Origin of the sequence: Streptomyces sp. XM83C (assembly GCF_023072675.1) — a bacterium.
Lineage (GTDB): Bacteria > Actinomycetota > Actinomycetes > Streptomycetales > Streptomycetaceae > Streptomyces > Streptomyces thermocoprophilus.
On record NZ_JALLGL010000196.1, the window covers coordinates 1 to 11,468 of the forward strand.

Genomic DNA, 11,468 nt, shown 5'->3' on the forward strand with positions numbered 1-11,468 from the left:
CTCCCCACCCCGCTCCCGTCCGGCCCGCGTCCGGGCGTGGGTCGCCCGCTCGCCGACCTGCGATCCTGCCCTCGCTCGGGCCCTGCGCGTCCTCGCCCCGTGCGTCCTTGCCCCCGCGGCCGGCCCTGCCCGAGGCACCCGGCCCCGCGCATGCCGCGGCGTCCCCGCCTGTCCAGCGCGCCCGCCCGCGTGCAGGTCCGGGCCCGCCCCGGCCTCAACCCGGTCCTCCGTGCGCATCCGCCCCCGGTTGCTCTGCCGCTGGCAGAGCGCCGAACGGGTCTCGGTCAGGCGGCCTCTGTGCGGGCCCGCCCCCGCAGTGCACTGAACGGGGCCTGCCCCGGTCAGCCGGTCTGCGTGCGGGGCCGTGCCTGGCCTCTCCGCCCCTGGTAGTGCGCGCCGACCAGGTTCAAGGCCATCGGTTTCCGTGCCGCTCGGCCCTGGGCCGCTGCTCGGAGGCCCAGGGGGCCCGGCACCGGACGTCCCCTCACGCCCCGGCGGCGTCCTCCTTCGGCTCTGGTTTCTCCGGGAGGAAGCCCGGGAGCCACTCCAGGAGTTCCTCGCGCAGCCGCACCGTCGCCCCGAGCTGGCACAGCACCCCGATCGTGCTCAGCGTCACCCGGTGGATCAGCAGATAGGCCGGGGGAAGGTTGAGCTGCTTGCCGAGCTGATAGGCGGGGGAGCGGGGGTCGGCGATGCGGGCGGCCTGGCTGCGCATCCAGTTCCGGGTGAAGGTGAACTCCTCCACCTGCGCCGGTTCGATGATGGGCAGCAGATAGTCGAGGACCGCATCGGGGTCGAGGTCGATCGACTCCTTGACGAACCCCTCCGCGCACAGCAGCTCGTACACCGACTCGGCGTCGCCGTCGAGTGTCATGCGCAGGGAATCGCCGATCGGGGTGGGCAGCCCGCCGGGCAGCCGGTCGACGGTGCCGAAGTCCAGCACGCCGAGCTGCCAGTCCTCCGCGCTGTCCGCGTCGCCGGGCAGCAGACGGAAGTTCCCCGGGTGGGGATCGGCGTGCAGCAGCCCGGTGCGGGCGGGGCCGGAGAACAGGAAGCGCGCCAGGAGCTGACCCGCCCGGTCGCGCTGCTCCTGCGTGCCGTCCGAGATGATCTCGGACAGGGGGATGCCGTCGATCCACTCGGTGATCAGCACCTGTTCGCACTGATGGACCACGGCGGGCACCAGTACATCAGGGTCGCCCGCGAACTCCTCGGCGTGGACCTGCTGGGCCTGTGCCTCCAGGGCGTAGTCCAGTTCCTCGGAGACCCGGTCACGCAGCTCGGTGATCAGCGGCTTGATGTCCATACCGGGGATGAGCGGGCCCAACAGGCGGGCGAACCGGCTCAGTTGGTTGAGGTCGGACAGCAACGCGTCGCCCGCGCCCGGATACTGGACCTTGACCGCCACCTCCCGGCCGTCGTGCCACACGCCCCGGTGCACCTGCCCGATGGAGGCCGCCGCGGCCGGCTTGTCCTCGAACTCCAGGAACAGCTCCTGCCAGTCCTCGCCGAGCCGCTCCCGCAGCACCGCGTGCACGGTGCGTGTGGGCATCGGGGGCGCCGCGTCCTGCAGCTTGGTCAGCGCGGCCCGGTAGGGGCCTGCGACCTCCTCGGGCAGCGCCGACTCGAAGACGGACAGGGCCTGTCCGAACTTCATCGCGCCGCCCTTCAGCTCACCGAGCACCTTGAACAGCTGCTCGGCCGTGCGCTGCTGAAGCTCGCGGCCGACGATCTCCGCGGACTCTCCCACGATCCGCTTGCCCAGCCCCCATGTCGCCCGGCCGGCGAAGCCGAGCGGGAGCGCGGCGAGCTTGGCGGTCCGGGTGACCGCCTTCCGGGGAAGATCAGACATGCGCCCTCCAAGTCCCAGCCGGCCGCGCCGCACGTGCCCTGTGGCGTTCCTCCGTCGACGACCGTTGCTCACCCATTGTCTCGTGCGCCGCCCCGTCCCCGGAGGCCTGTTCCCCGCTGCCTTTCTCCGCTGCCCCGCAAGGGCATTCCGGGTGCGGCCACACCGCTCTCGCATGCCACTGCAGACCCGGCAGGGAGCACTCCCAACGGGCCCCCGCGCTGGAGGGCTGCCGGCCGTCGAGGAAGGCGAGCGCGTGCGCCGCCGCCAGCCCGGCGACCGTGGTGGCCAGCGCGAGATCGCACGGTCGCACGTGCCGCGGCCGGGCGGAACGCCACTGGGCGACCAGACGCGGCCAGGTGGCGTCCCGGTCCGCCCTGGTCCGGTCCAGACAGCCGGCGCAGCCGGTCTCCCCGGGAAGGACGAGCGGCCCGACGATACCGGTTGCCTCCACCACACCCGCGTACAGGTGGGGTGTGCCGGACGTCAGATACGGCTCGGCGGCGGCCGGGGGAGGGGCGTGCACGGCGACGTCGTCGCGCGGTGCGAGGACGACCAGGGACCAGCCGGGCTCGGGTTCGCCGCCCGGGGTGCGGCGGGGCGGCCGGTCCGGTGCCGCCCGGCGGACGACGCGGTGTGCGGCCTCGGTGCGGCGCTCCCCGACCAGGTCGGCGGGGAGTCCGCCGGGTGCGATGTCCCACGGTTCGACCTGCCCGCCGTCGAGCACATCGACCTCGCCGACCCCCGCGCCGGACAACAGTGCGGCCAGGACGGCCCCGACCCGGCCGGCGCCGCGCACCTGCACCCGCAGGGAGCGGCGTGCCGCGAGCAGCCGCATCGCGTCGCCCGGCTCCTGGGTGAGGACGGACAGGGAGGCCAGGTCGGGCCGCAGCCGGTCCAGGACGGCCTTGCGTTCTCGCAGGGTGTCGGCGGACGCGCCGCCTCCGCGCGCGTCGTCGAGCAGCCCGGACCGGGCGAGTCCCTGCACCAGCCGGTCGGCGTGACCGTCCGGCAGGCCCATGCGGCGGGCCTCCTCCCGCAGCAGCCGCATGCCTCGGGTGCCGTTCAGCAGCTCCAGGAAGCTGCCCGTGGCCGTGTCCACCGGGCCGAGTGTCAGGGCGTGTGCCGGGGTCATCCCGAACTGCACGGTGTTGAGGTCGCGCCAGCCGCGTCGCAGCGCCGGCTTCACCACTGGATGCATGACAGTCCCCCGTGTCCGTACATCCCGCGCCCCGTGGGTCGTCGTGTGCCGGCGGGGCCCGGGGCGTGGGGTCGTACGGCCCCGCCGGCGGAGCCAGCATGCCCCGGCGGCGGGGAACGCTGTCGGGCGTTGTCCACAGGGCGCCGAGTAAGTCGTATGAGCTGAGTGGTGTGTTGTGGGGGGTGTGTGGAGGTCTCATCCGTCGGGCGGTTCGATATGTCTCATGTGCTCAGATATTTGATGTTTATGGGTGGTGCATATCACCCGCCTGAGCCCGCACCGCGTGCGGGATGCGTATCGAACCGTCCCGGAGCCGGGACTTCCCTTCGTGCAGCGGGTACCGTCGGGGCGTGTCCGCCGACCCACTGCACCGCGCCGGAACGCCACAGCGCAGTACGACGAGCCCGCCGCCGAGCGGGTCGGGGGCGAGCGCGATCGAGGTGCGCAGAAGCGCCCGCCGGCGCCGGACGGTCTCTGCCTACCGTGACGGCGACCGCACCGTCGTGCTCATCCCCGCCCGGATGTCCGAGGCCGAGGAAAAGCGCTGGGTGAGCGTCATGCTGGACAAGCTGGCCGCCCAGGAGAGCCGACGGTCCCTCGGCGACGCCGAACTGGCCGAGCGGGCGCGGCGGCTGTCGGACCAGTACTTCGAGGGGCGCGCCCGCCCCGCCACGGTCCGCTGGGTCACCAACCAGAACACCCGCTGGGGCTCGTGCACCCCTGCCGAGGGCAGCATCCGTCTGTCGCACCGGTTGCAGGGCATGCCCGAGTACGTCGTCGACTACGTCCTCCTGCACGAGCTGGCGCATCTGCTCGTCCCCGGCCACGGCCCCCGCTTCTGGCGGCTGCTGGAGGCCTACCCGCGCACGGAACGCGCGCGTGGCTATCTCGAAGGGGTCGTCGCCGCCGAGCGGCTTCCCCACGTGCCCGGCGCACGCGCCGAGTGACGCCTCCGGGACGGTCTGCCACAGCCCGCTCCGCATTGTGTACCGGCTCTGTACCGGCTTGGTCCGATGTCCGAGTTTGCCGTTAGCCTGACGCGACGCACTCACTTCGGGATGGGGGACGGTCGTAACGCATGCCCAGGGAATTCCAACGCGGCCACAAGGCCAGGATCAGTGACCTCACCGCGGGCACCGATCTGTACGTAGGCGTGCAGATCTCCGCCCCGGGGCTGACCTTCGACATCAGCTGCTTCGGTCTGGACGCTGACGAACGGTTGTCGGACGACCGGTACTTCATCTTCTTCAACCAGCCGAAGTCCCCCGAGGAGTCCATCCAGCTGCTGGGCGCGCAGGCAGGCGACACGGAGTCCTTCCGCGTCACGCTGGACCGGATCCCCCCGCACATCCAGAAGCTGTCCTTCACCGCGACCATCGACGGCGCCGGCCAGATGTCGCAGATCGGCCCCGGATACCTCCGTATCGTCGCCGGCGGCGAGGAGGTGGCCCGCTACTCGTTCAACGGCTCGGAGTTCTCCACCGAGCGGGCCGTCATGCTGGGCGACTTCTATCTGAAGGACGTGTGGCGGTTCGCCGCCGTCGGGCAGGGCTTCGACGGCGGTCTGGAAGCGCTGCTGAAGAACTTCGGCGGCGAGGTCCTCGAGGAGGAGACCCCCGCCGCCCCGCAGCAGCCGCAGCAGACCCCTGCCGCGCCGCAGCGGCCCGCCGCCACCACCGCCTGGCGCTCGTCGCCCAACGACGACCTGGTCAAGCAGGCGGAGCGGGTCCGCCAGCCTGCCTCGGGCGGCGTCACCACCTCAGGCCTGCCGCGCCGTGTGCCCCGGGCGAACCTCGTCCCGGGCACGGCTCAGCAGCAATCGCACCCCAGCGGTCCGCAGGTCTCGCGCGCTCCTCAGGACGTGCGCGGCCGGCTGACCAATCTCCGTCGGGGCATCGCTCAGGGCCGTCAGGCCGGCAGCGGCCAGACCGGCAGCTTCCCGAGCCCCACTCACCAGCAGGAGCGTTAGTTGAGCCAGATGAGCCAGGCGGCACAGAACCTCAACTGGTTGATCACCAACTTCGTGGACAACACGCCCGGTGTCTCGCACACCGTCGTGGTGTCCGCGGACGGCCTGCTGCTGGCGATGTCGGAGGGCTTCCCCCGCGACCGCGCCGACCAGCTCGCGGCCGTCGCCTCCGGCCTGACCTCGCTGACGGCCGGCGCCTCCCGGATCTTCGAGGGCGGCAACGTGGCGCAGACGGTCGTGGAGATGGAGCGGGGTTTCCTGTTCCTGATGTCCATCTCGGACGGCTCGTCCCTCGCCGTCCTCGCGCACCCCGAGTGCGACATCGGCCTCGTCGGCTACGAGATGGCGCTCCTGGTCGACCGCGCGGGCGCGGTGCTCACGCCCGACCTGCGCGCCGAGCTACAGGGAAGTCTGCTTCACTGACCGGCCCCGGATCCACCCGTCTCACCAAACCACCGTCCGGCCGCCACAATCCCCCCACCGGCCCCTCAGACGGCACGACCGCTCGACTGCTGTCCCGCCCGGAGGATTCATGACCCCGCCCCCCGCCCATGATCCGTACGCCGAGTCGTACGAGGAAGAGGGCGACCAGCCGCTGGTCAGGCCTTATGCCATGACCGGCGGCCGGACCAGGCCGCGTTACCAGCTCGCCATCGAGGCGCTGATCAGCACCACCGCCGATCCGGCGGCGCTCATGGGGCTGCTCCCGGAGCACCAGCGGATCTGCCACCTGTGCCGTGAGGTCAAGTCGGTGGCCGAGGTGTCGGCGCTGCTCAGCATGCCGCTCGGTGTGGCCCGGATCCTCGTCGCGGACCTCGCCGAAGCCGGCCTCGTCGCGATCCACCAGCCGGGCGGCGACGAGGCCACCGGTGCTCCGGACGTGACACTGCTCGAAAGGGTGCTCAGTGGACTTCGCAAGCTCTGAATCTTCGCGTTCCACCACCTCCGCGAAGATCGTGGTGGCGGGCGGCTTCGGCGTGGGCAAGACCACGTTCGTCGGCGCCGTCTCGGAGATCAACCCGCTGCGCACAGAGGCCGTCATGACGTCCGCTTCGGCCGGCATCGACGACCTCACCCACACCGGGGACAAGACGACCACCACGGTCGCCATGGACTTCGGCCGTATCACGCTCGACCAGGACCTCATCCTGTACCTCTTCGGTACCCCGGGACAGGACCGCTTCTGGTTCATGTGGGACGACCTCGTCCGCGGCGCCATCGGCGCCGTCGTCCTCGTCGACACGCGCCGCCTCGCCGACTGCTTCCCCGCCGTCGACTACTTCGAGAACAGCGGCCTGCCCTTCGTCATCGCCCTCAACGGCTTCGACGGACAGCAGCCCTACTCCCCCGACGAGGTACGGGAAGCCCTCCAGATCGGCCCCGACACCCCGATCATCACCACCGACGCACGACACCGCGCCGACGCCAAGTCGACCCTCATCACACTGGTCGAACACGCCCTGATGGCGCGGTTGCGCTAGCGGAAATGACCGTTTCCGTACGGCAGTTGTCGTAGGTGTACCGGAGCCGGCTGTGGCCTTTGACACGGTCGGCTCCGGTGTTCATAACAGTTCGGCAGAGGAAATGTGCAGGTCCGCCACGCGTCGCTGTCGAGCGGTCTCGCTGTGCGCACAAACGCCCCGCCTTTTGGCGGGGCTCGCTCTTTTTGACCGTTTTATCTGGGACTTACATCGCACCGAACCAGCCCAAGCGAGTGTTTGGAAGACGGCTGGTTGACGTGCTGGAATGCCTGAACTGCCCAATAGTCAACGACGTACTACTGACTGGGCTCTGAGACACTGCGGCACGACGTTGGTGCCGACCGCCGAGAGGTTGTTGGTCGAGTGAGGCGAAGCAAGAACGGTCCCGAGCCGGCGGCGCGGGGCAACTTCACCCCGCCGCCGCGCGGAGCGGCGCCCACCCCTGTCCCCGGCTCGGACCCGGCGCCCAAGCCCGCGCCGAGCGGGGGGCGCCTCTCGCCGCGCAACTGGCGGGTGCCGACCCGCCTGAACGCGATCCTGCTCATACCCGTGCTGGTCGGCCTCGTCATGGGCGGCTTCCAGGTGAAGAGCTCCTTCGACACCTGGCAGGAGGCCGAGGACGCCGAGAACACCGCCCTCCTCGTCCGCGCCGCCGCCAACTACGGCAACGCCCTGCTCGACGAGCGCGACCTCACCGCGCCCGACCTGCTGAGGGGCAAGGGCACCACCGAGACGGTCAAGAACCTCCGTGCGGCCACCGACACGGCCAAGACCGCCTTCGACGAGGCCGCCGCGAAGATGCCGCACACGGATGCCCTCGACCGCCGTATGCAGCTCTTCCGGTCCAACGAGTCCAAGCTCCAGGCGCTTCGCTCCGCCGCCTACGGCAAGGCCATGGACCCGGTGAAGACCGAAGAGGGCTACGTCGCCGTCCAGCACTCCCTGATGGAGTTCGCCAACGAGCTCGGCCTCGGCACCGGCAACATCACCTCCTACGGCCGTACCGTCTACGCCGTGTCGCTGGCCAAGGCCGCCACGTCGCTCCAGCGCTCCATCGCCGTGCACATGCTGATCCGGCCCAGCGAGAAGGAAGCGGTGACCCGCCAGCAGAGCGTGTCGCTGGTGTCCTACCGCTACCTCGAGGGCATCGCGATCAACGAGTTCGTCTCCGGCGCCTCCGAGTCCGACGTGGACCGCCTCGACGAGGTCATGGCGGCCAAGCGCAAGGAGATCGGCGACAAGGGCACCGCCGTCGGCGCCGCCGACAGCTCCTCCACGCAGGGCGGCGCCTACACCGCCATGCCCGCCGCGGACGCCATGCTCCAGGGCATCGCCGCCGGCACCTTCACCACCGAGGAACTCGCCGCCAAGGGCGTCACCGAGAAGTCCTGGCTGGCCGCCTCCACCGCGAAGTACGAGGGTTACCGCGAGGTCGAGACCGAGCTGGTCAACAAGGCCGTGGACGAGGCCCAGCAGGTCTCCGAGGACGCCCAGCGGGACGCCGTCATCACCGGTGCCGCCGTCGTCATCGCCCTGCTCGCCGCGTTCATCCTGGCCGGCATGGTCGCCCGCCAGATGAGCCGCTCGATGCGCCAGCTGCGCAACGCCGCCTTCGGCATCGCCGAGCAGCGCCTGCCGATGCTGGTCGACCAGCTCTCCCGCACCGACCCCGGCCGGGTCGACACCCGGGTCGAGCCGATCCCGATCACCACCACCGACGAGATCGGCGAGGTCGCCCGCGCCTTCGACCAGGTCCACCGCGAAGCGGTCCGGCTCGCCTCCGAGCAGGCCCTGCTGCGGGGCAACATCAACGCGATCTTCACCAACCTGTCGCGCCGCAACCAGTCGCTGATCGAGGGCCAGCTGACCCTGATCACCGATCTGGAGAACAACGAGGCCGACCCGGACCAGCTGGAGAACCTCTTCAAGCTGGACCACCTGGCGACCCGTATGCGCCGCAACGGCGAGAACCTCCTGGTCCTCGCCGGCGAGGAGCCCGGCCGCCGCTGGGACCAGCCGGTCCCCCTCATCGACGTCCTGCGCGCCGCCTCCTCCGAGGTGGAGCAGTACGAGCGCATCGAGCTGTCCGGCGTGCCCGAGGCCGAGATCCACGGCCGCGCGGTCACCGACCTCGTGCACCTGCTCGCCGAGCTGCTGGAGAACGCCACCACGTTCTCGTCCCCGCAGACCAAGGTCCGCGTGACCGCGACCCGTCTCCCCGACGGCCGCGTGATGATCGAGATCCACGACAAGGGCATCGGCCTGACCGCCGAGGACTTCGCGGACATCAACCACAAGCTGGCCAACCCGCCGACCGTGGACGCCGCGATCTCCCAGCGCATGGGCCTGTTCGTGGTCGGCCGGCTCTCCGACCGGCACGGCATCCGCGTCCAGCTGCGCCCCTCGGGCGAGCAGGCGGGCACCACGTCCCTCGTCATGCTGCCGGACGCGATCACGCACGGCGGCGGTGGCGAACCGGCGCTGGAGCGGGACGAGTTCACCGTCTCGCAGATGATCCCGCAGCAGAACTTCCAGGGCGAGGACTTCAACCAGTCCTCCCAGCCCATGCGCACCGCCGCGGAACTCGGCTTCGACGACAGCCGCTACGCCGACGTCCCCGACGACATCCGCGAGCTGGACCCCGTGGGCCGCTCCCTGATGCGCGAGGAGCGCCGCGCGGCCCTGGAGGCCCAGACGCAGCCGGAGCCGCAGCACACCGGCGAGGGCCAGGCGGGCTACGCCGAGGACTTCTCCGGCGCCGCTCAGGGTTACGACGGTCAGCAGCAGACCGCTCAGGGCTACGACGGTCAGCAGCAGGCTCCTCAGGGCTACGACGGTCAGCAGCAGGCTCCCCAGGGTTACGACGGTCAGCAGCAGGGCTACGACGAGCAGCAGCCCTCGTACGACCAGCACACCGGGTACGACGAGCGGCAGCAGCAGAACGGCTACGACGACCGGCAGCAGGGCGGCTACGAGCAGCCCCAGCAGCAGTCGTACGAGGAGCCGTACTACCAGCAGCAGAACGGCATGCCGCAGGACGACCGCTTCTCCGCGGCCGGCGGCTACCCCGAGCCGTCGTATGCGGAGCCGGTCCAAAAGGAGTCCACGTCGGCGCAGTCCGCCGCGCAGGACGGCTACCCGGGCCTGGAGCGCAGTCCCCACCAAGACGACTGGCCGCAGAGCAACGGCTACCCGAACGGCTACCCGGACCAGTACGCTCCGGAAGCGGAATCCTCGCAGGCCGCTGACGTGGGCGAGCAGGACCGCGTAGGCTTCGACCGTCCGGGACCGGCCACTTCCGCCGTCCACGAGCTGACCGACGCCGGGCTTCCCCGCCGCGGATCCTTCGCGAGCGGTACGAACGGCGACGCGCGGCACGTGCAGCGGGAGACGCCGGGCTCCTCCTCGGAGAACACCGGCGACAATGGCAGCTGGCGGTCGGCGAACGACGAGCGGTGGCAGCAGGCCGCGCAGCTCCGGAAGCCCAAGGCAGGCGGGGTCACCGCCTCCGGTCTGCCGAGGCGGGTGCCCAAGGCCAACCTGGTCGAGGGTTCCGCCGAAACCACCCCTCAGGGAGGCCCACAGGTCTCCCGCGCCCCGGAAGACGTCCGGGGCAGGCTGAGCAACCTGCGTCGCGGCGTCCAGCGCGGACGCAACGCAGGCAGTGAAACGAACGGCCAGGGCTTCGGTCCTGACAGCACCTACAACCAGGAGCGTTAGTGTGAGCCCGATGAGCCAGGCGGCACAGAACCTGAACTGGTTGATCACCAACTTCGTGGACAACACCCCGGGGGTGTCCCACACGGTGGTGGTCTCCGCCGACGGACTCCTTCTGGCGATGTCCGAAGGCTTCCCGCGCGACCGAGCCGACCAGCTGGCGGCCGTCGCCTCCGGTCTGACCTCGCTGACCGCCGGCGCCTCTCGGATCTTCGAGGGCGGCAGCGTGAACCAGACGGTTGTGGAGATGGAGCGGGGATTCCTCTTCATCATGTCCATTTCCGACGGTTCCTCGCTCGCGGTTCTCGCACACCCGGAGGCGGACATCGGTCTCATCGGGTACGAGATGGCCCTTCTGGTGGACCGGGCAGGTACGGTCCTGACCCCGGATCTCCGGGCGGAACTCCAAGGGAGCCTTCTCAACTAGGAGACGGACGGTGCGTCTTGGCATCCCGGCACCGTAAGGTTTCGGGATGCGGCTTCCACGGTGTTGGATGCCTGGCACAGTCGGAGGAGGAGAAGAGAAGTGGCAACACCCCCAGGTGGTTCGCATCCCGGTAATCCCGGCAGCTGGTCGTACGGGCCCGCCCAGGGCTCGAACGACGGTTCGGCGAACCCTTACGGCTTCCCCTCCGCGCCCGGTCAACGGCAGCCGTACGCGCCGCAGGGCCCCGGCCCTTCGCCGTACGACCAGCCGTCGGCGCCTCGCATCCAGCCCGTGCAGCCGCAGCGCCGCACCCCCGAGCCGGCGCCCGCAGGGGCGTCCAACAACCCGTTGGTGCGTCCGTACGCCATGACCGGCGGCCGGACGCGCCCGCGCTACCAGCTCGCCATCGAGGCGCTGGTGCACACCACCGCTGCTCCGCACCAGATGCAGGGCCAGCTGCCCGAGCATCAGCGGATCTGCAACCTGTGCCGCGAGATCAAGTCGGTGGCCGAGATCTCGGCCCTGCTCACGATCCCGCTCGGCGTGGCCAGGATCCTCGTCGCCGACTTGGCGGAGGCGGGCCTGGTCGCCATCCATCAGCCCGGCGGCGACGAGAACGCCGGCGGCCAGCCAGACGTGACACTGCTCGAAAGGGTGCTCAGTGGACTTCGCAAGCTCTAGCGGCGGTCCTTCCCGCTCCACCACCTCCGCGAAGATCGTGGTGGCGGGCGGCTTCGGCGTGGGCAAGACCACGTTCGTCGGCGCCGTCTCGGAGATCAACCCGCTGCGCACAGAGGCCGTCATGACGTCCGCTTCGGCCGGCA

The 11,468-nt window shown here is 70.7% G+C and carries 10 protein-coding genes and 1 pseudogene; 9 read left to right on the top strand and 2 right to left on the bottom strand.

Annotated features, from left to right (window positions below):
* Positions 1 to 484: 484 nt before the first annotated feature.
* Together MTQ10_RS20855 and MTQ10_RS20860 are read right to left on the bottom strand one after the other, a co-directional pair.
* On the bottom strand, positions 485 to 1,852 hold the full coding sequence (locus MTQ10_RS20855; RefSeq protein WP_247470401.1) for an ABC1 kinase family protein: 1,368 nt from the start codon (positions 1,850 to 1,852) through the stop codon (positions 485 to 487).
* On the bottom strand, positions 1,845 to 3,050 hold the full coding sequence (locus MTQ10_RS20860) for a TOMM precursor leader peptide-binding protein (protein WP_247470402.1): 1,206 nt from the start codon (positions 3,048 to 3,050) through the stop codon (positions 1,845 to 1,847). Before MTQ10_RS20860 ends, MTQ10_RS20855 begins: the two co-directional genes overlap by 8 nt.
* Positions 3,051 to 3,400: 350 nt before the next feature.
* On the opposite strand from MTQ10_RS20860, the gene MTQ10_RS20865 reads away from it, so the two are divergent.
* The 9 genes and pseudogenes from MTQ10_RS20865 to MTQ10_RS20905 form a co-directional block, all read left to right on the top strand.
* Positions 3,401 to 3,997: a M48 metallopeptidase family protein gene (locus tag MTQ10_RS20865; RefSeq protein WP_247470404.1), complete on the top strand. Its 597-nt coding sequence runs from the start codon at positions 3,401 to 3,403 to the stop codon at positions 3,995 to 3,997.
* A 131-nt stretch (positions 3,998 to 4,128) separates the two neighbouring features.
* On the top strand, positions 4,129 to 5,019 hold the full coding sequence (locus tag MTQ10_RS31710; protein WP_374117658.1) for a TerD family protein: 891 nt from the start codon (positions 4,129 to 4,131) through the stop codon (positions 5,017 to 5,019).
* 9 nt (positions 5,020 to 5,028) lie between these two features.
* Positions 5,029 to 5,442: a roadblock/LC7 domain-containing protein gene (locus tag MTQ10_RS20875; protein WP_030382516.1), complete on the top strand. Its 414-nt coding sequence runs from the start codon at positions 5,029 to 5,031 to the stop codon at positions 5,440 to 5,442.
* A gap of 109 nt (positions 5,443 to 5,551) precedes the next feature.
* The gene (locus MTQ10_RS20880; protein ID WP_247470406.1) at positions 5,552 to 5,944 is read left to right on the top strand and encodes a DUF742 domain-containing protein; all 393 of its coding nucleotides are present in this window, start codon (positions 5,552 to 5,554) and stop codon (positions 5,942 to 5,944) included.
* Positions 5,925 to 6,500, top strand: a complete 576-nt coding sequence (locus tag MTQ10_RS20885; protein WP_247470407.1) for a GTP-binding protein — start codon at positions 5,925 to 5,927, stop codon at positions 6,498 to 6,500. Before MTQ10_RS20880 ends, MTQ10_RS20885 begins: the two co-directional genes overlap by 20 nt.
* A 363-nt stretch (positions 6,501 to 6,863) precedes the next feature.
* Positions 6,864 to 10,220, top strand: coding sequence for a sensor histidine kinase (locus MTQ10_RS20890; protein ID WP_247470417.1), 3,357 nt, complete (start codon positions 6,864 to 6,866; stop codon positions 10,218 to 10,220).
* 10 nt (positions 10,221 to 10,230) lie between these two features.
* Positions 10,231 to 10,644: a roadblock/LC7 domain-containing protein gene (locus MTQ10_RS20895; protein WP_004983065.1), complete on the top strand. Its 414-nt coding sequence runs from the start codon at positions 10,231 to 10,233 to the stop codon at positions 10,642 to 10,644.
* 99 nt (positions 10,645 to 10,743) lie between these two features.
* Complete coding sequence (locus MTQ10_RS20900; protein WP_247470419.1) at positions 10,744 to 11,325, top strand: DUF742 domain-containing protein; 582 nt, start codon at positions 10,744 to 10,746, stop codon at positions 11,323 to 11,325.
* A pseudogene (locus tag MTQ10_RS20905) lies at positions 11,306 to 11,468 on the top strand (ATP/GTP-binding protein); the annotation flags it as partial. The gene MTQ10_RS20900 and the pseudogene MTQ10_RS20905, both read left to right, overlap by 20 nt.

Coding starts and splice junctions, on each gene's coding strand:
- MTQ10_RS20875 (WP_030382516.1), top strand. CDS start 5,029: ATGAGCCAGGCGGCACAGAACCTCAACTGGTTGATCACCAACTTCGTG.
- MTQ10_RS20855 (WP_247470401.1), bottom strand. CDS start 1,852: ATGTCTGATCTTCCCCGGAAGGCGGTCACCCGGACCGCCAAGCTCGCC.
- MTQ10_RS20860 (WP_247470402.1), bottom strand. CDS start 3,050: ATGCATCCAGTGGTGAAGCCGGCGCTGCGACGCGGCTGGCGCGACCTC.
- MTQ10_RS20895 (WP_004983065.1), top strand. CDS start 10,231: ATGAGCCAGGCGGCACAGAACCTGAACTGGTTGATCACCAACTTCGTG.
- MTQ10_RS20880 (WP_247470406.1), top strand. CDS start 5,552: ATGACCCCGCCCCCCGCCCATGATCCGTACGCCGAGTCGTACGAGGAA.
- MTQ10_RS31710 (WP_374117658.1), top strand. CDS start 4,129: ATGCCCAGGGAATTCCAACGCGGCCACAAGGCCAGGATCAGTGACCTC.